Annotated in this window: 22 protein-coding genes and 1 riboswitch; of the genes, 9 read left to right on the top strand and 13 right to left on the bottom strand. The window is 47.5% G+C overall.

Annotated elements, in window-relative coordinates; translation table 11 throughout:
• Positions 1-59: 59 nt before the first annotated feature.
• From J7E26_RS07780 to J7E26_RS07790, 3 genes are all read right to left on the bottom strand, one after another.
• Positions 60-1709: a methyl-accepting chemotaxis protein gene (locus tag J7E26_RS07780; protein WP_214800886.1), complete on the bottom strand. Its 1650-nt coding sequence runs from the start codon at positions 1707-1709 to the stop codon at positions 60-62.
• Positions 1710-1711: 2 nt separating this feature from the next.
• On the bottom strand, positions 1712-2686 hold the full coding sequence (locus J7E26_RS07785) for a BMP family lipoprotein (RefSeq protein WP_214800884.1): 975 nt from the start codon (positions 2684-2686) through the stop codon (positions 1712-1714).
• A gap of 177 nt (positions 2687-2863) precedes the next feature.
• Positions 2864-3712 carry a CvfB family protein gene (locus J7E26_RS07790; protein ID WP_214800882.1) on the bottom strand — a complete coding sequence of 283 codons (849 nt, stop codon included), beginning with the start codon at positions 3710-3712 and terminating at the stop codon, positions 2864-2866.
• 146 nt (positions 3713-3858) lie between these two features.
• Between J7E26_RS07790 and J7E26_RS07795 the strand changes: the two genes are divergently transcribed.
• The 3 genes from J7E26_RS07795 (at position 3859) to J7E26_RS07805 (ending at position 7034) form a co-directional block, all read left to right on the top strand.
• Complete coding sequence (locus J7E26_RS07795) at positions 3859-4350, top strand: YajQ family cyclic di-GMP-binding protein (RefSeq protein ID WP_061521780.1); 492 nt, start codon at positions 3859-3861, stop codon at positions 4348-4350.
• 101 nt (positions 4351-4451) lie between these two features.
• A riboswitch (SAM riboswitch) is annotated at positions 4452-4575 on the top strand.
• Between the two features lie 90 nt (positions 4576-4665).
• Positions 4666-6507 (top strand): bifunctional homocysteine S-methyltransferase/methylenetetrahydrofolate reductase, encoded by a 1842-nt coding sequence (locus J7E26_RS07800; protein ID WP_214800880.1) that lies wholly within the window; start codon positions 4666-4668, stop codon positions 6505-6507.
• A gap of 86 nt (positions 6508-6593) precedes the next feature.
• The gene (locus J7E26_RS07805; protein WP_214800878.1) at positions 6594-7034 is read left to right on the top strand and encodes a GNAT family N-acetyltransferase; all 441 of its coding nucleotides are present in this window, start codon (positions 6594-6596) and stop codon (positions 7032-7034) included.
• Positions 7035-7097: 63 nt separating this feature from the next.
• Here the strand turns inward: J7E26_RS07805 and J7E26_RS07810 are convergent, their stop codons facing one another.
• The gene (locus J7E26_RS07810) at positions 7098-7904 is read right to left on the bottom strand and encodes an alpha/beta fold hydrolase (protein WP_214800876.1); all 807 of its coding nucleotides are present in this window, start codon (positions 7902-7904) and stop codon (positions 7098-7100) included.
• 231 nt (positions 7905-8135) lie between these two features.
• Here J7E26_RS07810 and J7E26_RS07815 point away from each other — a divergent pair, with 231 nt between their 5' ends.
• Both J7E26_RS07815 and J7E26_RS07820 read left to right on the top strand, forming a co-directional pair.
• Positions 8136-8765, top strand: coding sequence for a pentapeptide repeat-containing protein (locus tag J7E26_RS07815; protein ID WP_214813233.1), 630 nt, complete (start codon positions 8136-8138; stop codon positions 8763-8765).
• Positions 8766-8884: 119 nt separating this feature from the next.
• A complete protein-coding gene (locus tag J7E26_RS07820) occupies positions 8885-9388 on the top strand; it encodes a DinB family protein (RefSeq protein ID WP_214800872.1) in 504 nt (167 codons plus the stop codon).
• Positions 9389-9493: 105 nt separating this feature from the next.
• On the opposite strand, the gene iolX is transcribed toward J7E26_RS07820, so the two are convergent.
• The 3 genes from iolX to J7E26_RS07835 form a co-directional block, all read right to left on the bottom strand.
• Complete coding sequence (iolX, locus tag J7E26_RS07825; RefSeq protein WP_214800871.1) at positions 9494-10522, bottom strand: scyllo-inositol 2-dehydrogenase; 1029 nt, start codon at positions 10520-10522, stop codon at positions 9494-9496.
• A 232-nt stretch (positions 10523-10754) separates the two neighbouring features.
• Positions 10755-11774 carry a LacI family DNA-binding transcriptional regulator gene (locus J7E26_RS07830; protein ID WP_214800869.1) on the bottom strand — a complete coding sequence of 340 codons (1020 nt, stop codon included), beginning with the start codon at positions 11772-11774 and terminating at the stop codon, positions 10755-10757.
• Between the two features lie 47 nt (positions 11775-11821).
• On the bottom strand, positions 11822-12685 hold the full coding sequence (locus J7E26_RS07835; protein WP_214800867.1) for an AraC family transcriptional regulator: 864 nt from the start codon (positions 12683-12685) through the stop codon (positions 11822-11824).
• 122 nt (positions 12686-12807) lie between these two features.
• Between J7E26_RS07835 and J7E26_RS07840 the strand changes: the two genes are divergently transcribed.
• On the top strand, positions 12808-14175 hold the full coding sequence (locus J7E26_RS07840; RefSeq protein ID WP_214800865.1) for an MATE family efflux transporter: 1368 nt from the start codon (positions 12808-12810) through the stop codon (positions 14173-14175).
• 34 nt (positions 14176-14209) lie between these two features.
• Here J7E26_RS07840 and J7E26_RS07845 read toward each other — a convergent pair whose 3' ends face one another.
• Positions 14210-14953: a squalene/phytoene synthase family protein gene (locus J7E26_RS07845; RefSeq protein WP_214800863.1), complete on the bottom strand. Its 744-nt coding sequence runs from the start codon at positions 14951-14953 to the stop codon at positions 14210-14212.
• 87 nt (positions 14954-15040) lie between these two features.
• Complete coding sequence (gene asnB / locus J7E26_RS07850) at positions 15041-16882, bottom strand: asparagine synthase (glutamine-hydrolyzing) (RefSeq protein ID WP_214800861.1); 1842 nt, start codon at positions 16880-16882, stop codon at positions 15041-15043.
• Positions 16883-17055: 173 nt separating this feature from the next.
• On the opposite strand from asnB, the gene J7E26_RS07855 reads away from it, so the two are divergent.
• Complete coding sequence (locus tag J7E26_RS07855) at positions 17056-17601, top strand: DUF2777 family protein (protein ID WP_214800859.1); 546 nt, start codon at positions 17056-17058, stop codon at positions 17599-17601.
• 38 nt (positions 17602-17639) lie between these two features.
• Here the strand turns inward: J7E26_RS07855 and J7E26_RS07860 are convergent, their stop codons facing one another.
• The 4 genes from J7E26_RS07860 to J7E26_RS07875 all read right to left on the bottom strand — a co-directional run bounded on the left by J7E26_RS07860 (position 17640) and on the right by J7E26_RS07875 (position 22011).
• Positions 17640-20324 carry a peptidase S8 gene (locus J7E26_RS07860; protein WP_214800857.1) on the bottom strand — a complete coding sequence of 895 codons (2685 nt, stop codon included), beginning with the start codon at positions 20322-20324 and terminating at the stop codon, positions 17640-17642.
• Between the two features lie 80 nt (positions 20325-20404).
• On the bottom strand, positions 20405-20554 hold the full coding sequence (locus tag J7E26_RS07865) for a hypothetical protein (protein WP_214800855.1): 150 nt from the start codon (positions 20552-20554) through the stop codon (positions 20405-20407).
• A gap of 101 nt (positions 20555-20655) precedes the next feature.
• Positions 20656-21012 (bottom strand): YisL family protein, encoded by a 357-nt coding sequence (locus J7E26_RS07870; protein ID WP_214800853.1) that lies wholly within the window; start codon positions 21010-21012, stop codon positions 20656-20658.
• 93 nt (positions 21013-21105) lie between these two features.
• On the bottom strand, positions 21106-22011 hold the full coding sequence (locus J7E26_RS07875) for a fumarylacetoacetate hydrolase family protein (protein ID WP_214800851.1): 906 nt from the start codon (positions 22009-22011) through the stop codon (positions 21106-21108).
• A 205-nt stretch (positions 22012-22216) separates the two neighbouring features.
• Between J7E26_RS07875 and J7E26_RS07880 the strand changes: the two genes are divergently transcribed.
• Both J7E26_RS07880 and J7E26_RS07885 read left to right on the top strand, forming a co-directional pair.
• The gene (locus J7E26_RS07880; protein WP_214800850.1) at positions 22217-22402 is read left to right on the top strand and encodes an aspartyl-phosphate phosphatase Spo0E family protein; all 186 of its coding nucleotides are present in this window, start codon (positions 22217-22219) and stop codon (positions 22400-22402) included.
• A gap of 414 nt (positions 22403-22816) precedes the next feature.
• Positions 22817-23038 carry a spore germination protein gene (locus J7E26_RS07885; RefSeq protein ID WP_061521764.1) on the top strand — a complete coding sequence of 74 codons (222 nt, stop codon included), beginning with the start codon at positions 22817-22819 and terminating at the stop codon, positions 23036-23038.
• Positions 23039-23051: the final 13 nt, after the last annotated feature.

Raw genomic sequence — 23051 nt, forward strand, 5'->3', positions numbered from 1 at the left:
TTTCACTCAGAAGTTAATCATGTCAGACGGCAAAAAATCAGGGATTGAGCGGAATTCCGTTACAATGTAAAACGGCGGACCTGATCATTTAACCGTTCTGTCAGGCTGCGCAAGGCATTGACGCTTTCTGTCATGTTTTTAAAGGATGACAGCTGTTCGAGGGCTGAAGCTGAGATCTCTTCGCTTCCGGCAGCAGTTTCCTGAACGACGGCGCTGATGCTTTCGGCATGCTGCAGCACTTGCTCACCAAGCTGTTTCGATTCGCGGATCTGCCCGTCTAAGTGAGAAAGCTCTGCCTTAATGTGCGCGGCTTTCTGTTCAATGTGCGCAAAGGAGCCGGATGTTTTATCCATCAGCGCCTGCTGTCTGTCAGCTAAAGCGGCGCCGGTGCTGACGGCGCCTGTTATAGAGGTGATGCCGGCTTCAATTTGCTTCACCATATCGAAAATCTGCCCGGTCGCTTTTGTTGAGCCGTCTGCCAGCTTTCGTATTTCCTCCGCTACGACGGCAAACCCTTTCCCCGCTTCTCCGGCTCTTGCCGCCTCGATCGCGGCGTTTAATGAAAGCAAATTTGTCTGGCCGGCAATTTCGGAAACGGTTTGTGCCATCATATTGATGCCCGCCGCGTGTTCTATGAACAAATTTGCAGCTTTCGAGATTTCTTTTGACGTTTCATTGCTTTTGTCAATCGCTTGTTTTGTTTCTGCTAAAGCGCTTCGGCCTGCAGCTACCGCTGAAATGGTGTCCTCACTGCTTGCCGTCGTCTGTTTTGAGCGCTCAGCGTTCGCCTTTGCGTGCTCATCCATTTTTTCAATAAATAACACCGCATGCTGCAAGTCTTCTGAAATGGTTTGTGAGCCTTTTGCCATTTCTTCCGTTGATACAGACACCTGCTCGGCCATTTCCGTGAGTGTCTGGTTTTCTTTCGTCAGGCCTTCTGCAAATGTTTCCACTTCGCGGCCGACCTCTCCGATCGCCTTGATTAAGGTGCGGAGCTGTTCTGTCATGATTCCGAATGAATCATTCAGCTCTTTCAGCTCGTCTTTGCCTCTGTAATCTAGTTTTTCAACGGCCAGATTTCCGCCTGCGATCCGCCGGGCGTTTTCGGCCATCCGGCGGATCGGCCCGGCAATTTTCGTCGTCAGCCTGATGGATGACAGCACGGTGACGGTAAGGAGCACGATCGTTAACGCCGCTGCGCTGTATACGATAAATTGAATTTGATCGGCCGTTTGTTTCTGCATCTGTTCATAACGGCTGCGGCTTTCGAGATTGAGCATGTAAATGTCATTCAGCAGGCCGTTAATACGGGCGGCTGTCCTTGTCGCTTCGGCCGGACTCTTTGTATTAAGGGCCGCAACCCCCTCCGTCTGCCATGTCTCATATTTTTTGGCGAGCTTGTCATAGGCGGCTTTTCCCGCCGGGTCAGTCATTGTTTTTTGAAGCGCATTCAGCCGGCCGGAGCTGTTTTTCATATAGGTGCGGACGCTCTCTTTCTGAGCATCGGCAAGCGTGTAGGAATAGCTTGTGATGCTTTCTTTCAAAGTATTGAGTTCAGCCTTTGCCGCTTGGACGCTTAACAGCGCTTCAATCTCATCTTCATTTGAAGCTTGAATCTTCATCATGTTTACAATCGTAAAACCGATGACTGCGGCAAAGCATATCATTGTCACGGCCGCATTAACGAGAAGTCTGGTCCGTAATGTCACGTTCATTCCCCTCCCTTTTCGATCAGCTTGCTTTTCATACCAGTGATTTTTTTTGTCAGCTTATCTGAATTCTGCACGATTCTGATCTGGGCTAAATCCATGCCATTTTCTTTTAATCCGTAAACGATTTGGCCGCTTTTGATTCGCTTTCCGTTTTTTAAATCTTTGGCCAGCTCATAAATCACATGATCGACGTTTTTCACTAAAGAGGAAATAACGGCGTGTTCGGCAGTGTAATACTGGTCGCTGTCCGCACCTATCGCGTATTTCTTTTCGGCCTCAGCTTCCTTCAGCGCCCCTACACCCGTAAAACCGGCCGCCGCAAACAGAACATCGGCCTTTTGATCAATCATTCGTTTGGCGATCTGCTGCCCAAGCTTGTCATTATCAAATGATCCGCTGATTTCAGACAGGACATGGATATTCGGTTTGATTGATTTCGCTCCTTCCAAATAACCTTTTTTAAACCGTTTAATGACGTCGGCATCCGAGCCGCCGATAAAACCGATCGTGCCCGTTTTTGTTGTCATAGCGGCCAGCGCTCCGGCTAAATAGCTTCCCTCATCCTCTTTAAAGGTAACGGAGGTGACATTTTTCAGTTCGGACACTGAATCAATCAGCACAAACTGCTGGTTCGGATATTTTTTTGCGACCTTCTCTACATCTGGCTGCATGCTGTAGCCAAGCCCCACAACAAGATCATTTCCTTCTTTTACAAGCTGGGTCAGTCCTTTTTCATATGTACCGGCATCCTTTATTTCTCTGTAATCAAATGTGATGCCGAGCTCGTCTCTTGCTTTTATTAAGCCTTGAAAACCGGAATCATTAAAGGACTGGTCGCCAAGCCCATTGTCCGTCAGCATCATGCCGATTTTTTTCGTCGCGCGCCCGGCCGTTTCGTCTGTTTGGCTGTTTGCACATCCGGCTGCTCCGAGTGCGATCAGCAGAACAGCCGCAAATATCACCAGTTTTTTCATTGAAAATCTCCTTTACGGTTTTTTCTATATATCGGTCTGCATGTCATGATATTTTATTTCAATAAAATATTTATTTTTATCGAAAACAAACATGAGGAGAAAGATAATCAGGGATATTGCGGTTTTAGAGGAAATAAAAAAACACCAGTGGTATCCACCGATGTTTTTGCAGAAAATTTATTGTTTTTCGTACGTCCAGCCGTCCTCCTGATAAACCTTGCCGTTTTTCATCAGATGGCCGAGCGCCCGTTTAAAGGCGGCTTTGCTTAAATTGAACCGCTCGCGGATATCGTCAGCATGGCTTTTGTCCCCGTAAGGCATTGCGCCGTTTCTCGATCTTAAATATGTCAGAATCTCTTCCGCGTCAACGGAAAGCGCGTCCTGCTTTCTCGGGAGAAGCGACATATTGACTGAACCGTCTTCCTTCACCTGAATGACACGTCCCGTCACACGGCTGCCGAGTCTCGGTTCTTCCTTTCTTTCAGAAGGATGAATAAACCCGCGGATTCCTTCATCAGTAATAATGAACGAGCCGGAAGCGATCAGCCTGTACACTGTACCCGTCAGTTCTTTATTCATCATCTCTTCGCCTGCATCCGTAAATAATTCGCTGATGATGTCCTCCGGCGCCGGTTTGGCAAACATGCGTCCTCGGTTTGTCACCTTCAGCATGCAATACAGCCTGTCGCCTTTTTGCGGCCAGACGGATTCATACGGAGGAAGATGCTCTGTCGCTACGAGCGCGTCTTTTGAGAGGCCGACGTCGACGAATACGCCCATATCCTCCACCTTATCCGTCACTTCCACCCATCCGTAGTCATAAAAGCTGATAAGCGGCTTTTTCATCGTCGCGGCGAGCCTTTCCTGAGGGTCGACGTAAATAAACACCTCCACTTCGTCTTTATCTTCAATGTCCTCTGTGATTTCGCTGTTATGTAAAAGAACCGTATCCTCGCCGTCCGTTAAAAAATACCCGAAATCGGTTTGGTGATCTATACTCAACGTGAGCTGCTGCCCTGGTCTCATGTTATCGTCCTTCCTGCTTCGCCCATATAGGCTGTTGTTTGTCTCATTTTTACCAACAAACACAAATTCATGCTTTATGCTGTTGGACATTTCTCCTTATTCTACTATAATCAACACATAAGTGAAATGTTATTGGAGGTTTTCATATGGCAAAAGAAAGTTCTTTTGATATTGTATCCAAAGTTGAATTTCCCGAGGTGCAAAACGCGATTCAAATGACGCTGAAGGAAATCGGCACCCGCTATGACTTTAAAGGGTCTAAAAGTGACGTGACATTAGAAAAAGAAGAACTAGTGCTGATTTCTGATGACGAATTTAAATTAAACCAGCTTAAAGACGTGCTTAGCGGCAAGCTGATTAAACGCGAGGTTCCGACGAAAAACATCGAATACGGCAAAATCGAAAATGCCTCAGGCGGCACGGTGCGCCAGCGCGCGAAGCTTGTGCAGGGCATTGATAAAGACAACGCGAAAAAAATCAATGCCGTGATCAAAAACTCCGGCTTGAAGGTAAAATCACAAATACAGGATGACCAAGTGCGCGTGACCGGAAAAAACAAAGATGATTTGCAGCAGATTATATCAGCCGTCCGCGGGGCAGACCTGCCGATTGATGTTCAATTTATTAATTTTAGATAAATTGTGTGATTCCTATTGATTATTGTCTCTATTTTCGGTAAATTTGGAGAAAGGGATTTTCGGAGTTAACATTTGGAAACCCATTGACAATTAAATGAACGTTCTTATCAAGAGAAGCCGAGGGACTGGCCCGACGACGCTTCAGCAACCGGTGTAATGGTTTATAAAAACCGTGACCAAGGTGCTAAATCCAGCAAGCTTACAAAACAGCTTGGAAGATAAGAAGAGAGACAAATGATCAAAAAGTCTTCTTCTTAAGAAGACTTTTTTTATTTCTCTTTTTTCCTTGCTGAATGTGAATGAAGGAGGCAAATAATGGGACTATTGGAAGATTTGCAGCATCGGATTTTAATCGGCGACGGAGCGATGGGAACTCTGCTTTATTCCTATGGCATTGACAGGTGCTTTGAGGAGCTGAATGTGTCAAAGCCTGAGGAAATCAAACGGATACATAAGGCTTACGTGGAGGCAGGCGCCGACATTATTCAAACGAACACGTACGGGGCGAATTACATTAAGCTGTCGAGATACGGACTGGAGGATGAGACGAAAAAAATTAACCAGGAGGCGGTCAAAATTGCGCGTGCCTCCTCAGACGGCGCCTATGTGCTGGGAACGATGGGCGGCATCCGCACCTTTAACAAAAACGCCTACAGCCTTGAAGAAATCAAACGCAGCTTTCGGGAGCAGCTGTATCTCTTACTGCATGAAGAGCCGGACGGCCTTCTGTTAGAAACCTATTATGATTTAGAGGAGGCGCGCGAAGTATTAAAGATCGCGAGAAAGGAAACGGAACTCCCGATCATGCTCAATGTATCGATGCACGAGCAGGGTGTGCTTCAGGATGGCACGCCGCTTAGGGAAGCGCTCAGGTCGATTGCTGACATCGGCGCTGATATAACGGGCATTAACTGCCGTCTCGGCCCGTATCACATGATTGAGGCGCTCACCGAAGTGCCGATTTTCCGCGACGCTTATTTATCCGTCTACCCGAACAGCAGTCTCCCGTCTCTTGAAGAAGGCCGGCTTGTTTATGAAACAGACAACACTTATTTCCGTGAGAGCGCCGTTGAATTCCGCAAGCAGGGCGCGCGGATTATCGGCGGCTGCTGCGGCACGACGCCAAACCATATCCGGGCAATGGCGGAAGCAGTCCGCGGGCTTCTTCCCGTCACGGAAAAAGAGGTGAAAATCAGACGGGAAGAAGAGGTAATCGCTGTCCGGGATGAACGGGCCGAACCGGGATTAAACGAAATAGCCGCTAAAAAACGTTCGATTATTGTGGAGCTTGACCCGCCGAAAAAATTGAATTTTGACAAATTTCTGCATGCGGCAGCTGAATTAAAGGAAACCGGAATTGAGGCGCTGACGCTCGCCGACAATTCACTCGCGACGCCCAGGATCAGCAATGCCGCCTGCGGGTCTTTATTAAAGGAGCGGCTTGATATTCGTTCTCTCGTCCATCTGACATGCAGAGACCGGAATATCATCGGTCTTCAGTCGCATTTAATGGGGCTTGATACCCTCGGACTCACCGATATTTTAGCCATCACGGGCGACCCCTCAAAAATCGGCGACTTTCCGGGGGCCACCTCTGTTTATGATTTAACGTCTTTTGACTTGATCAGACTGATTAAACAGTTCAACGAAGGCATTTCCTTATCGGGAAAACCGCTCGGTAAAAAAACCAGTTTTTCCGTGGCAGGCGCGTTTAATCCGAATGTCCGCCATCTTGACAAGGCAGTCAAAAGGCTGGAGAAAAAGATCGAGTGCGGCGCCGATTATTTCGTTTCCCAGCCTGTCTACTCAGAGCAGCAGCTCATTGACATTCACAAGGAAACGAAGCATCTTCAAACACCGGTATATATCGGGATAATGCCGTTAACAAGCAGCCGCAACGCGGAGTTCATCCATCATGAAATCCCCGGTATTAAGCTGTCAGACGGCATCCGCGAAAAAATGGCGCTTGCCGGAGAGGATAAACAGAAGCAGAAAACCGAAGGCCTTGCCATCGCCAAGTCCCTCCTTGACACGGCGTGCGAGCTGTTTAACGGAATCTATTTAATCACCCCTTTTCTCCGTTCTGATTTGACGTCCGAGCTTGCCTCTTATATTAAGCAAAAGGATGAAAAGCGGACAAATGTCTATTTGCATTGATACGGGTAAAAATGAGGCCGCCTGATGTGACAGGCGGCCTTTTCATGGTACGATTAAGAAAAAGAAACAGATAAAGGAGAATGGCCATGCTTGAAGTAAAATCCATTACCGCAGAAGATACGTACAATATCAGACATAAAATACTGCGCCCTCACCAGACCATTGAGGATTGCAAATATGATCAGGACAACATGGCAGGCGCTTTTCATCTGGGGGCGTTTTTCGAAGGGACGCTGATCAGCATCGCCTCTTTCTATCCTCAAGAACAAAAAACATTAAAGGAAACACCCGCCTATCAGCTGCGCGGCATGGCGACTCTCCCGGAATACCGCACGCAAAAAGCCGGAAGCACATTAATTGCATACGCAGAACGGACACTGACAGATATGGGTGCGGCGCTTGTCTGGTGCAACGCCAGATATCATGTGAAAGGGTATTATGAAAAGCTCGGCTGGAAAAGCATCGGCGAAACCTTTGACATTCCGGGCATCGGTCCGCATCTGATCATGTATAAAAAACTTGCCTGACTTTCCGGCCGGGCAAGCGAAAGCCCTGATAAAAGAATATTCCTTATCAGGGCTTTTGACGCGTTATTCTTTGGCAAACCGGGTGATTTCTTCATTAAGGCGGTCTTTTTCTTCATAGAAGATGCCGTGCCCGCTTTCTTCAAAAGGAATGAAGCTCGCACTTTGAATCCGCCGCTTCAGCTCCTTCGCAAAATGAACGGAACAGACCTTATCCTTCACGCCGTGCATAATCAGTGTCGGCACTGTAATATCCTTCAGCTCCTTGCGTAAATCCTCATCCCGCAAAGCGGCGGCGGAATGAAGGGTGCCGTAAGATGAGGCGCTTAAACCGAGATTCTGGAACCATTGCCTGAACTCCGGCGTTTTGCTTTTCGCAAAGAAAATGCGGCTGAAATCGGCGAGCGCTTTCGGCCGGTCTTTTTTAAAATCGGCAATCAAATCATCAACGTCTTTTTTTCGAAAGCCGTACGGATAATCAGGCCGTTTTGTAAATGCCGGGGCTGCCGCCGACATTAAAATGAGTTTTTTAATGTCCGCCCCGCCGTGTCTTGTCATGTAACGGATGGCGATGGCACCGCCCATCGAAAACCCGGCGAGCACCGCATCCTTCAGCTCCAGCGTGTAGATGACGGCCTTCACATCATCAGCCATCGTGTCATAATCATATCCTTCAAACGGCTTGTCAGATTGGCCGTAGCCCCGGAAATCAATGCCGATGCAGCGGAACCCTTTTTTCGGCAGTTCATTCATCTGATATTCAAACATATTGTGGCAGAGCGGCCAGCCATGCAGAAAAACAATCGGCTGTCCCTGCCCGATATCCTCGACAAATAAACTCACATTTTCTTCGGTTTGAACGTAGCATCCCATCTGCTCATTCCCCCTATCCGTTTTTTCAGCCCCAAGCGGTTGACGCCGCTCCGCTTTTCCATTACGCTCTTTCAATAAAGCGAAACACTGCGAAAATCGGCGAAGAATGCAAGGCACGCTTTGCAGGCGGTGCTGTATATGTTTTCTGATTATCATAAGAAAAACCGTTTCGATTCACTATATGTTTCAATTGCTGATTTCAGCTATTATTTTAGTAAAGGGAGTAAGTCGATGAATACGATACAAAAACCGAAAATTCCGGAGCAATTACCGCTTCTTTCTTTCAGTGAAGCACTTAAGGAGGATCATATAAAGGAGGCGGTGATTGAAAATGGTTCAATCACCGGATATGAGCTGCAGCACTTGTGTGCAGAGCAGGTGATTTTCAGAAATATGGTCTTTACGGACGTCTCGTTCAGACATATGGAATGTACGGATGTGCGGTTTGAAAAATGCGATTTGTCAAACGCCGATTTCAGCGGGAGCATCATCCATAGAACGGTCTTTCAAAACTCAAAATTGCTCGGAGTGAATCTGGCTGACTGCACCTTGCGTAATGTGCGGTTTGAAGACTGCCATGCCAATTACAGTTCATTCAGCTATTCAAATATGAAGCATGTACGCTTTGAACAATGCACTCTTTCTGAAAGTGAATGCAATGATGCCGCTCTGGAGCACACACAGTTTGATGCATGTAATTTGGACGGCGCAAACTTCATCGGCACTTCTCTTTTCAACATGGATATCAGCACATGCACCTTTGAGGACATGCACGTCTCGCTTGATAAGCTGAAAGGATGCCGCATAGCCCCCGCCCATGCCATTACTTTTGCGAGAGCGCTCGGGGCCATTGTCCTGTAATGCCTATTACAGGACAATGGCCCCAGCTTAATACCCTTCTCCAAGTATGCCTGCGAATGCGTTAAAAAGGGATTTCCCCATAAGCGTTGAATGTACAGAAAGGAAAAGGGGGAATGTGAATGTCTCAAATTCAAAAGCTCTATGACTATCACGTATGGGCCAATCAGCAAATATTTCAGCATCTGAAAAACGTGCCTGCTGTAAGCCTGAATCAGGAAGCAGAAAGTGTTTTTCCGTCCGTCAATGCTGTGCTGCTGCATATGTGCCAGGCTGACTATGTCTGGCTTAAAACGCTTTACGGTGAAACGCACGAGCAAATCATTCAGAGTCTCGCTCAATTTAAGGAACTGCACGGAGATCACGATGCGATTGAACATAGGATGACGGCGCTTTATGAAGAATACGGCAAATTTTTAACGGGGCTGGAGGATACGGAAAGTTCGATCTCCATTTCTCACCCGCACTACGGAACACTTCATACGACATACGCCGATATCATCCGGCATGTTGTGAACCACGGCACATACCATCGCGGCAATATAAGCGCTATGCTTCACCAAATGGGACATAAAGGCGTACCGACTGACTATATTTATTTTTTATACGAAAGAAGAGGTGAATAAAAAAAGCAAGGGCTGAGCTGCCCCTTGCTTTTAACTGTTTTTGAAGTTATAAAGATATGATCATAGATAGCCGGCAGGCTGAGCATCGGAGCAAAGCGGATACAATTATATTCCGGCATAGCGGATGCCTGCCGTAAGCTTCACAGGCTTTCCTGTTCTAAAGGAATCGGTCGCGGCGATGCCGATTTCTAAATTAATTGCGGCATCGACTTCTGTGACAATCGGTGTTTCCCCTTTTTGCACACATGCCGCAAAATGCTCAAGCTCCAGACGGTAGGCGTCTTTAAAGCGGGTTTGAAAGTCAGGAATAATGTCATAGCTGCTGCCAGCCTCCGTCAAAACGGTGACATGCCGGTTCCGCAGCGTTCCCACTAATATAGTTCCCGTTGTGCCGATAATTTCTGCGCGGATGTCATGGCCGTACGGGGAATTTCTGCTTGCCTCCACATCTCCGGCAGCGCCTGAGTCAAATTCAAGATACGTCAATGCCTGGTCGACATCTCCGCACTCTTCCATGAACGGATGCTTTAAAATCCGGCCGTGTCCGCTGACGGACGTCACTTCAGCATTCATGAGATACCTGGCCATATCGTAATCATGAATCGAGCAGTCAATGAAAAGGCCGCCGCTATGTTTAATAAATTCCGCCGGCGGTGAGCCATAATCTCTAGTAAAGCCTTTATAATAAATAGGCTTGCCGATTTCCCCGGCATCGATTCGTCTTTTCGCGTCAGCGTACGCCGGATCAAACCGCCTCATAAAGCCGACCTGGCAGATGACTCCTGTTTCCTCTATCTTTTTCATGACTTCTTTAGATTCAGCAAGGCTGAGTGTCAGCGGTTTTTCAACGAAGATGTGCTTGCCGTTTTCAGCGGCTTTTATAATCATTTCTGCGTGTGTGCTTGTCGGAGTGACAATGATCACCGCGTCAATGCTGTCATCCTCCAGCAATTCGTACGGATTTTCCGACCATTTGCTGATCCCGAGTTCCTTTGCAGCTTCTTCAGCTCTTCCCTTCATCGGGTCACAGACCGCCGAGAGCTGCGCGCCCTGCACTTCGCTGATTAAATGCTGTGCATGAAAATATCCCAATCTTCCCAATCCCAAAACCGCACACTTGACTTGATTTGTCATGTAAAACACTCCTTTTTATGAGAACCCTGCGCCGAAGATGATTAAACGGAGCAAACGGTTTCTCTTTTAAGAAACACCGATTTGAAAGCGCTTTATTTTTCATGTATGCTTTTTGGTCTTTTTCTTATTCGGAGTATTTTGCGCAAGCGCTTTCTCAAAAGATGATTTCATTCTACAATGCTTATCACTCCTTTGACAATCCCTTTTTGATAAAAAAACGCGCCCCTTTAGCTTACGGGCGCGTTTTTGCCGGAGCAGTGGACTGTCTGACGACGAGTTCCGGTGATAAGATGATTTTGCTTTTTGTTTTTTTCTTTCCTTGAATTTCATCAATAAGCAGCTGAACGACGCGGCGCCCCATCTCATGAATGGGCTGGGCCATCGTGGTGAGCGGAGGATCGACCATTTCAGCGAGAATGGTATTATCAAAGCCGATGATGGATAAATCTTCCGGAACCCGAATACCCCGCAGACGCGCAGCCTGAATCACCGCACACGATAAGACGTCATTAAACGCAAACACGGCCGTCGGAAGGTCTCGGTCAAATAATGCACCCGCAGCTTTTTTTCCGCTTTCAAGCGAGTATCTCGTTGGAATGATAAGCGATTCATCGAGATGCGTTCCTGCTTCCCGCATTGCCTCCTGAAACCCTTTCATCCTGTCTTTTTCACTTGTCGTCGAACCGTCGCCTGTGATACAGGCAATTTTCTTATGGCCCAAAGAAAGCAGATGCTTGGCTGCCGAATAGCCGCCGAGAAAGTCGTCAATAATGACGACGTCCATCGGAACGAGCAGTCTGTCCTGAGAAATCATCGCCAGCGGGATGCCGGATTTTACGATATCGTCCAGCGCCTTGATGCTGTCGGCATGTTCAATTCCTGTCGCAACAATAATTCCGTCTGCCTTTTTTTGTTTCAGCATTGAAAAATACTTTGTTTCCTTTTCCGGATGGTAATCAGTGCTGCAAATCATAATATGAAATCCGAGCAGACTCGCGCTGTCTTCAATGCTTTTCGCCAATTCCCCAAAAAACGGGTTTGAAATATCCGGGGTGATCAGGCCGATAATATTTGTCCGTTTGCCGGTTAAAGCAGAAGCGTGGACGTTCGGCAGGTAATCCATCTCCTCCATCACGCGGAGCACCTTTTGCCGTGTTTTGTCACTGATTCTCCCCGTATTGTTTATGACCCGCGAGACGGTGGTAATGGAGACGCCCGCTTTATCCGCCACATCATAGATTGTGATTTTCATACAACAAATCCCTCATCTGTTTTCTGATTTCCTCATATACGCCAAGCTCAGTCTATCTTGCGGCTTACGAATTTGCGGTATTCCAACGGAGTTACGCCCTCGATCTGCTTAAACAGTTTAGAAAAATACGTCGGGTCTTCCATGCCGATGGCGTCGGCAATCACCCCCATTTTGTCATTGGTTGAGGATAACAGGCGCTTCGCCTCCGTCATTCTTACTTTGTTCGCATATTGGCCGGGCGTGACACCGAGCACCTGCTGCATGCAGCGGGTCACATAGTCTTGATTGTAATGAAGCGCCGAGGAGAGCGCTTTAATGGTCGTTTTCTCTTGAAAATGCTCCTGTAAGTAGCGTGCGGCCTCCCATGCGACCCTTTCCTTCGCTGACGGAATTTGAAAGGCTTCTTTTTGCAAATGCAGCAGCAGTTCCTCAAACAGAATCTGCTTTCTCAGCGGCAAATCGGAATTTTCGGCGCTGTCATCAATGAGGACGCCGAATTGTCCCGCCATAAACTGCGGGCGCCGCACCTTTCCTTTTTGCGGCAATGCCAGACGGTAGCGGGCCGGCTCTTCAAAGCTGCCCTTTTTGTGCCGCAGTTCAGCCCAGTTGTTCCCGGCTTTTTCCGTAACGTCATATGCCGCTCCCTCAAAATGAAGCCACGAGTAGCAGGTCGTCTCCTCGCTGCCTTTCGTGCCGTAATGCTCCAGACCCGGAGAAAGCAGAATATACTCCCCCGCTTCAACCGAAAAAGAGTTTCCGTCTTCTGTGATGTACAGGACGCCCTTGGTCACATATAACAGATCAAATACGGAGAAAATCCGCCTCACATGTGTTTCGCCTTTTTTGAAAACTCCTTCTCCCGCGGCGATAAACGCCGGGAATGGAGGGACAGTAAACTCGAGAAAAGCCATTTTTTAAAGGCCCTCCTTTTTAAGTCGGATTTTTGCAAGAAGTTTCGTTTCTCTCCCTTTTTATTATAAGAAAATGGCGGTACACTTTAAAACGTTGATTTTGTTAAGAAAGGGGTAAAACAATGAAACAAGCGATTTTAAAACGAACTGCCTTCAAACAATCTGCTGATCACAATCTCTCATTATTTGCGCTTACTTGGCCGATATTTATTGAGGTTTCATTATATATGTTTATGGGGAACGCCGACACTCTTATGCTTAGCCAATACTCAGACAACAGTGTGGCGGCTGTGGGCGTCAGCAATCAGATCTTAAATTTAATTATCGTGATGTTCAGCTTCATTGCAACCGGCACAACAATCGTTATTTCGCAATTTTTAGGCTCTAAACAGAAAAAAGAAGCACAGGAAGTGGCATACGTTTCCATCGGGGCAAACTTTGTCATCAGCCTCGCGATCAGCGCCGCCGTTTTTTTCGCGGCCGTCCCGATGCTTCGTGTGATGGGCCTTTCAAATGAACTGATGCCTGATGCCAAAGTCTTTTTACAGGTGGTCGGCGGCCTTTCATTTATCCAAGCGCTGATTATGACGTTCAGCGCCATCTTAAAAAGCTACGGCTATACGAAGGATACGATGTTTGTCACGATCGGAATGAATATATTAAATATCGCCGGTAACTTTCTTGTCATTTTCGGGCCGTTGGGCTTGCCGGTTCTCGGCGTCGCAGGAGTTGCGATGTCTACGTCCATCGCGCGGGTCATCGGATTAATTGCGATGATAATGATCGTCAAAAAACGCATCGGCCTCGGCTTAACGTTTAAGAAAGTATTTCACGTCCATAAAGAGCACTTGCGCAAGCTGTTGAAAATCGGCATTCCGTCTGCCGGCGAACAGCTGTCTTACAACATTTCGCAAATGGTTGTCACTTATTTTATCGCCATCATGGGTGCACAGGCGCTGACGACAAAGGTGTACACGCAAAACATCACCATGTTTATCCTTTTATTCGGGACAGCGATCAGCCAAGGCACACAAATTTTAATCGGCAGGTATATCGGCGCCAAACAATTTGATGACGCATATCACCGCTGTATGAAAAGCCTGTATTGGGCGCTCGGCATTGCTGCGCTGACATCCCTTGTCATGACGCTGTTTTCAAAGGATCTGATCGGACTTTTCACAAACAGCCCGGACATTATCGCCACGGCGAGCATGCTGATTGCCATGACGATTATTCTTGAACCCGGCCGTTCATTTAATGTCATCATCATCAACTCGCTGCGGGCGGCCGGAGATGCGAAATTCCCCGTTTATATGGCGATGATTTCCATGTGGGGCATCGGCCTTCCTCTCGCATATCTGTTCGGCATCTATTTCGGATTCGGGCTGATGGGCGTGTGGATTTCCTTTATCGCGGATGAATGGGTCAGAGGCATTTTAATGTACAGAAGATGGCGGTCACGGATTTGGATTCAAAAAGGAATCGCATAAACGCCCGAAGCTTCGCAATGAAGCCGGGCGTTTTTTACGCTTGAGAAAGCATGTCTCTGATCTCTTTCAATTGTGTTTGATAACGTGAAGCCAAATCGCAAACGGCTGATTGCGAATATAACGGAAACAGCGGCATCGCTTCTGCGGCTTCCTCATAATACGCCTCCGCTTCAAAAGCGATATACTCCCACACATTGATAAAAGCCTTGTTGACCGTCTGGCTGCTGAGCTCTTCTTCCGTATAGCCGAACTGCTGCATCACTTGCCGCGGCAAGCGCTTTTTTTGACGTTTATCCGTTTCGATATCCCTGAGGAGGCGTGTCAGCTGAATGGCCACTCCCAGTGATACGGCGGCGTTGCGGAGCTTGTCTTGATTTCTGCGCGCGCATATCGGCAGGATGAGTAAACCGATGGCGCCGCCCGTCTGATAGGCGTACATAAGCAGTTCATCAAGCTCGTCATATGTTCCTTTCTCTCTATCTTGCCTTTGGCCTGCGATGAATTCACAAAAGGGCTCTTCCTCTAATGTAAATTGCCGGCGGGCATCGCCTAGCGCCTCCCACAAAAAGCCGCCGGGGCTTGTCCCGTTGAGAAAGGCGTCCGCGGCCTGTTCAAAAAGGACAAGCTCATGAAGGTCAGCGAGCTGTTCGGCTTGATGAAACAAAGCCAGCACAGCCCATGCCGCCCGCCTGTTTTTCAGCGGAAGAGACGAAAAGGCTTTGTCACATAAGGGAAGATGCTTTTTAATGATTTGTCCGCACGTTTCATATTCGGTCATGTCACTCACTCCTCTATCTGTTTAGTTTATCATATGTTTCACAATGAAAAGACCGATATCCGTTAAAGGAAACCGGTCGCGGCACGGCTATTCTTCTATGTCGATGCGGTACGCCTCAAACCATGTATGGATCTGGGCGAGGTGGGCGATCAGCTGCGGACCTTTCATCAGCTGCCCGAACCACGGAACTTGAAAAGATGACCCCTCTGTTTCCAGCAGCATTTCTAATTTTTTTCTGTCCAGCAGCATGTGGAGCACGGAATCTTTTTCTTGTAAAATCGTTTTCAGCCATTCTGTGACGCCTTTTGTATATTTCGGGTGATGGGTTTTCGGATACGGGCTTTTTTTGCGGTACAGAATATCGTCCGGCAGCAGGCCTTCGAGCGCTTTTCGTAAAATACCTTTCTCCCGATTGTCATGCATTTTCATTTCCCACGGGATATTCCATACGTATTCCACCAGCCTGTGATCGGCAAACGGCACACGCACCTCAAGGCTGGCGCCCATGCTCATGCGGTCTTTGCGGTCAAGCAGATTTGTCATAAACCACAGCATATTCAGGTAAAACAGCTGTCTTCTCGCTTTATCGGCGCCCGTCTCGCCGTCTAGCAGCGGTGTTTCCGCGATTGTTTCTTCATATCTTGCATTCACGTACTCTCTTAAGTGCAGCCGTTTTTGCCATTTTTCATCTAAGAGGGTGATCCTCTCCTCAGTAGACCTCATCCAAGGAAATCCTTCTTCTGCTGCCGCATGGTGAAACCACGGGTATCCCCCGAAAATTTCATCGGCACATTCTCCTGAAAGGCTGACGACGAAGTCCTTTTTAATTTCGCGGCAAAACCACAGCAAAGAGGAATCAACATCGGCCATGCCCGGAAGATCTCTGACGAGAACGGATTCCTCAAGATGTTCTACCAATTGATCTTGCGTGATGACACACTTATGGTGCTGTGTGCCGAATGCGCCTATCATTTTATCGATCCACGGGCCGTCGTCATTCGGCTGAAAAGCACTCGCTTTAAAAAATCTGTCGTTCTCCTCGTAATCGATCGAATAAGTATGAAGCGGATCTCTTCCTTCTTTTTCAAAATGTTCTGCGGCAATGGCGGTGATGGCGCTTGAATCAAGCCCGCCTGATAAAAATGTGCAAACCGGCACGTCGGAAACGAGCTGGCGCGTGACCGCATCTTGAAATAAGTACCGAACGTGAGCAGCCGTATCATGAAAGCTGTCTGTATGCGGTTCGCTTTTTACATTCCAATAACGCCATATGGACAAACCGTCTTTTGAAAAGGTGAGCGCGTGGGCGGGGCGGACCTCGTTAATCCCTTTGAAAACGCCGCTGCCGGGTGATCTGGACGGACCGAGGCCAAACACTTCGGCAAGCCCGATACTGTCTGTGCGGGCTTTCACATCAGGATGTGCGAGGATGGCTTTCAACTCTGAGCCAAACAGAAAAGAAGACCCATGTTCTTTATAAAAAAACGGTTTTACGCCGAGCCGGTCTCTTGCCGCAAACAACCGCTCCCGCTTTTCATCCCAAACCGCGAAGGCGAAAATGCCGTTCAAGCGGTGAACGCACTCCTCCTGCCACTCAATATAGCTATGCAGCAGCACCTCTGTATCAGATGTCCGTTCAAACCGGTGCCCACGCGCCTGCAGCTCTTTCCGCAAATCTTCTGTGTTATACAGCTCGCCATTATAAATAATCGTATACGTTTCTCCTTGATGCGTGCAGGCCATCGGCTGGCGCCCGCCTTCAATATCAACGACTGAAAGTCTTTTATGTCCGAATAAAACATGGGGCTCTCCCCAAACGTTTGAATCATCAGGTCCCCGTTTTGAAAGAGTGTCTGTCATTTTGTTCATAATATGTTTCTCTTGGACGAGCTGCTTTTTAAAATCGATCCAACCCGTAATTCCACACATGTGATATCAGCTCCAATCCCGTTTCTGTCGGTTTCAAATTCGTTTCTATCAGCACTTTACCCAGTTTATGCAGAGAAACACAGATAGTTGATTTGTCCCAGTAAGAGTTGTATGAGACAAGCTTGAAATGGAAAGAACGGAAGAGAAGAAAAAACAAAGGAGACCGGCGCAAAATGAAACGAAAACAGCTTTTTTCAGAAAAGAACAAATGGGAGCGCGGGACGCTGATGATAGAGGACGGCATCTGCCTTGTTGAGAACGGGGATGGAGACATTCTGCTTGCTGAAAGCCTCGGAAACGCTGCCGTATTTATTAAACTTGACGGCAAATGGCAGCCGTCCCGGATTCAAGGCAATACAGCCGAGGTGGGTTCCGGGGGAACGATTGTCCTTTCGGGCGGGGAAACGATCCGTTATGAAAAGACGGTGAAACGGCCGCTTTTGGACTTGCTGGACTCACTTGATGATGAAACGTTTCTCTTGTTTCTGAAGCATTTGCACGGGTTCGGCCTGTCTGTATATGATTGTGTTTTTTCCTACAACCAAGCGATGTTCTCCGGTGAAGGCGTATCGTTCTACCACTTTTCGGCAGATGACGCCCAGTGCGCCCTACAGCATCACCGCGGCAGCTCGGGGAAAAACGATCGGTTTGAATGGACGGCGTCGGACGGGCGGCGCTCCATCATGTATTCAACCGCAAAACACGGCGGGACAGCGTAAGTAAAACAGGCGGCGCCCTTTAAAGACGCCGCCTGTTTTTATTTTCCGACAGTTACTTTGACTGCTTTGCTTTCTTGTTTATCCGTATCGGCAGCCGTCACATAAAGCACGGTGCCTGCTTTTTGTTTTTTGATTTTGACGGAGAACGCGCCTTTTTGATCAGCTTTCTGCGTCGCGATTACTTTTTTCGCTTTATTTTTGACGGTGATTTTCGCTTGGCTGTTTGCTTTTCCTTTAACCGCCGTGTCTTTTGATGTCACTTTGCTGACCTTAGGCGCGGCGGACGGGGTTCCTTTGGCTGTGACAATGGTGACAGATGTTTTTGCGTCATCTTTAGCAGCTTTCACTTGTAAAACGGTGTCTTTTTTCTGCATCGGGATATTCACTTTAAATTTGCCGTCTTTACCTGCTTTAGCGCTGCCGAGTTTTTTCTTGCCGTTCATGACTTCAATGGCCGTGCCCTCTTTCGCTTTTCCTCTGACAGCTGTCTGTGTGCTTTCAAGCTTGTTGATTTCAAGGCCTAAATCAACGGCGCTGACTGCCTTCATGATATTCAGGCGGCCGTGGCCGGAATGCCAGTCAACTCCCGGGATGACAGGAATCGGAATCGGGTCGCCATTGTCATCATACAGCTCTTCTTCTTGGCCGTCCTCGCTTTTAAACGAAATATCGTCCGCGGTCTGCTTTAATTTGGCTTCCACTTCATTCGGCTTGAGCTTCGGATTTTGGGACAGCAGCAAGCCTGCGGCAGCCGATACATGCGGCGCGGCCATTGACGTGCCGCTCATATACGTTACATTTCCATTCGGCACGAGACTCGGAATATCAGACCCGGGCGCTGTCAAATCGAGCCCTTTTCCATAGTTTGAGAAATCAGCCGTCATATCCATCCGATTGCTTGCGCCGACAGAGATGACATATTTTGATGAAGCCGGATAGGACAGCTCATTCTGGCCTTCATTTCCGCTTGCCGCGGCAATAACGACATTTTTTGATGCCGCATATTTCAGGGCAAATTCAAGCACACGGCTGTATGCTCCGCCGAGACTCAAGTTAATGACTTTCGCTCCCTTGTCGGCCGCATATTTAATGCCAAGGGCGATTTGCTCTGTATCTCCCGAACCTGTAGAATCCAGCACTTTTACGGGAATAATGCCGGCTTTAGCATTCAGTCCTGCCATAGAGTAACTGTTATCGCTTTTCGCGGCAATAATCCCGGCAACATGTGTGCCATGCCCTTGATCATCAAGCGCACTGTTTGTTCTGTTTACAAAATCGTGCCCTAAATCGGTCCTTACCTTTCCCTTCAGATCAGCAAGTGTGCTGTCTACTCCTGTATCCACGACAGCGATGAGCGTGTCATTGAGCTTGCGTTTTGACAGCAGCGATGACGCCTGGTCAAATTTCACATCCGCTCCTTTTATACCCCCGTCCGCGCCGCCGTTTTTCAGTGACCATTGGTAAGGATACTGAATGTCGGCCGACTGGCTTTTGTATTCACGCACAGGTTCGGCAAATTCAACAGCCGGCAGTTTTGACAGTAAAGATGCCGTGTCCTTCACCCGTTTGGGGCTGATAGAGTATGTGCCGTTTTGTTTTTGATCTTTCGGCATTTCAAAGGAATAAAGGTTGTCAAACAGTTTCTTCGCCTGCTTGATTTGGGATATATCTTTTTTAGATTGCGCGCTTGCCTTGAAGCCTGCTGCTTCTTTAGTGACTGCGGCAAGGCTTTTGTTATGTTTTAATTTAAAAATCACTTTCTGCATCTGAACTTTGCTTTCAGGAGCCAGCTTGTTTTCTGTTAAAAATGCTCCGGCTGTTTTGCCTTTTAAGCTGTGAATGTGAAGCTTATTTGCTTGCTGTTTCATTTCTTTTTTCAAATAAGAAGGTGCCGATTGCAATGCGGCGGCATATAGCCGTTCAATCGCTTTTTGGTCTTTGTCAGTCACCGTGTATGAGGAATTGCTTCCGTTTTCAGCCGTGTCGCTGAACAGCGGCTTCAATGTCACAAGATCCTGATAGATTTCGGTTCTAGCTTTTTTGTTGAAAACGAGTTTTGCTGCGATAAACGGGGCGGCTTTGTAATAGAGCTTAGACAGTTCTTTTCCTGAAGCTGTTTGATTCAGCTCTTGATCACGAATCGTTCTCAGATCCTTTAAAATACCGGTTCCCGCTTTTTTCTGGCTGACGCTCATTTCTACAGGGCAGGATTCCTCCTGTTCAAGATCTGCCGGCTGGAGCGTTGTGCCTTTATAGCTGATAGTGTAGGCTGCTTTTTTTGCGCTTTCGTTTTGAATGCTGCCCTCTTCCTCAGAATCTTCCCCTAAGTACTCTACTTTTATGTAGTAAGGGCCTTGCCAGGCATGCGGAACGTTGATTTCGCTTTTCTCTTGGTCTGTGTAAGAACGGTACATGTCAAACGTGTCGCCGCTGAGGGCTTTCTCTTTGCTGGAGTAGACGGATACATTTAAGAAGGATTGACTGCTTACGGTTAACGCCATATGTGAATCTTTTGATACTTCATCTTTACTCGGCGTTATTTTATACCAAACTGATTGTTCCGGCTCATCAATCACTCCGGACTGTGCCTTTCCGTTTTCCAAGGCTTGTGCTTGCTCAATCGGCTCTGCGGCAGATACTTCTGAAAACGGAGCGGCGAGGCTCAGCACAAGAGCCGCTGTCAAAATGGCCGCCCCAAACGATATGAATCTCTTTCGTCTCATCTCGGAATCCCCCTATTCTTCTTTGATTCTCTTGAAGAGTAGCACAATCCCAAGGAAACAGATACCCAGTAAAGGAATATTTAAGGATATGTTAAAATACTCGGAAATCGGATAGGTCCATTTACGCCAAAATATTGCGGAAGAAGAATGTGCGGCCGGCACGTCCGGTTCGGATTAGAACGGTCTTTTACGATCCATTCTCCGCCCCATGTTTTCATTACATTTCTCATTTGGCAGCACCAACCTTCTTCAGTAATGTTACTGTTGAGTATGAAGGCATAACCTGCAAATAAAAAAACCCGGATCGGCATCCGGGCCATAAAGTCATCAGTTAAAATAAGTGAAAGCCGATCGGCAAATGCAGGCCGAGTAAAACCGTCAGGATGAGAACGATGATAAAACCGATCCACATGCCCGCAGTCGATTTGCCTTTCTTCTTGCGGATCAGAAGCATTTCCATCAGGCCGATGGTAATGATGCCGAGCAGCATTTTGCCGGCGTATTCTCCGTTCCAGTTAGCAAAACGGACAAACAGCTCAGCGCCGGTCAGAATAATAATAATATAGAATAAGCGCAGAATCATATGCGTGATTTTCGCGCCCTTCGCTTTTCCGGAATCGTACATCCCGTAGCTGACAAACACCAGAATAAGCGCAATGACCCATGATGTAATATGCCAATGTGTCATAATTTTCAATTCCCCCTATCAGATCAATCTGCCTCACTTATGGTACCACAACAAGCCGCCAGGAAGCATTATCAATTGCAGAAAGACACACAATTATCCGATTTGATTCGACAGCGTGCCGATCGGCTCAATCGTAATGTCAATGCGATCGCCCGGTTTCAGAAATTTCGGCGGCTGAAAACCTTTGCCGACGCCCGACGGTGTTCCCGTCGCTATAATATCTCCGGCTTCAAGCGTCATTCCTTTTGAAAGCGCCTCAATCAATTCCGCGATCGGAAAAATCATGTCGCCTGCCGAACCGGATTGGCGCAGTTCCCCGTTCACCCGCGTCTCAACCTTCAGGCTTTGCGGATCGCTGACCGCGGACTTATGTACAATGACCGGTCCCATCGGACACGTCGTATCAAGGCTTTTGCCGATAAAAAACTGTTTATGTTTTTGTTGCAGATCGCGCGCTGTAATATCGTTCACAATGGTGTATCCGAATATATAATCGTGCGCTTCTTCTTTGGAAATGTGCGATCCGTTTTTTGAAATGACGACCGCGAGCTCTCCCTCATAATCAAGCTGGTCCGTTACGCCGGCGTGGCTTTTGACTGTATCGCCGTGGCCGATAACGGTTGTCGGCGACTTGGTAAATACCATGGGGTGCTCCGGAATATCCGCTTCACTTCCCATTTCAATGGCGTGATCCCGATAATTTTTCCCGATGCAGATCACATTCTTTGAAGGTCTGGGAATAGGCGCACAGAGCTTCACGTCAGACAGCGCATACATAAATGACCCGGACTCATCATTTGGTTTTTTCGCCCATTCCGCAAGCTGCCGGGCGTGCGCGGCAAACTTATCTCCTTTTTCAATACATTCCATCAGCGAACCCGGAATCGTCTCAAGTTCAAACAGTCTTTTTTCAGCCTTTTGCAAATCTAAGATTTTGTCATCATCAATGATCAGACCGACAAACTTTCGGTTGTTCAGTTCCCCTGTCGCAAATTTCATGTTAATCCCCCATCATTTTTAAATCTGCCGTTCCTCTATTTATTCTTTCTCCGAGGACGGAAATCCTTTTTTCATCACAGGAAAAGAGTATCAAATATTGTCACTTTTTTAGTCATATTGACGAAAGAAAACCTTCGCGGATAAAATAGGTTATACTACTAGCATCCTATGTTTTCCAAAATAATCGAGAATTGGAGATCACACGATGAACAGAAAAATTGAAGAAATGAGATTGACCTTATTCGAAACAGCACAAAAATTCGGAATCAATGCGACAGAGACTATCCGGTGCAGCCAAGAGCTGGACATCCTCTTAAACGGATGCCGGGCTCAGCTCATCCGATGTGAACAAACCAAAGACACCAAGGAGCCCGCGGGGCAGACAAATTAATTCAGCTGTAAGTAAAAAAACCTTGAAAGAGCCAGCCCTCTGAAAACAAATACACAGATCAAAGCCCCGGCACCATCAGACATCATGATCCCGCAATCCGGGTTCCTCAAAAGGGCGCGGTCTATTTACAAGCTGCATGAATAATGGATAAAGAGATGGTTTCTCTTACACAGGATATATGTTTCTAAAAAGCGGCAAACACATACAATTGTGCAGCACGTGAATGCACAATTGCGGCGCAACGAAGTGAAGCGCTGTTTCACACCGGGGCAGTGTGCCGCCGGTGTTTTTTGTGCCCGCCGATTTTTCCGCTCACAAAAATGCGCGTTTGTCATAAGCTATTCTAGGCAGGCAGCCCAAGTATGCTCCTGATGTGCAATTTTCCAAAAACCTTCACGAAAAGGATGTGCTCGTATGCCCGCAATTGTCGGAGCGTTTAAAATTAATGCCGTCGGTACGAGCGGAGTCGTGCATATAGGCGACTGCATCACCATTTCTCCCAAAAGCGAGGTTAAGACTTTTGCCGGAGCGGGCAGCTTCAATACCGGAGACAATCTCACACTGACGAATTACAGAAACACAACGAATGTGTACGATAATGATGTAATCGATCAGCCAATGGCAGGAAATGCATAAAGGAGGTCCAAAT

Source organism: Bacillus sp. ISL-51, from assembly GCF_018613535.1.
Taxonomy (GTDB): Bacteria; Bacillota; Bacilli; order Bacillales; family Bacillaceae; genus Bacillus.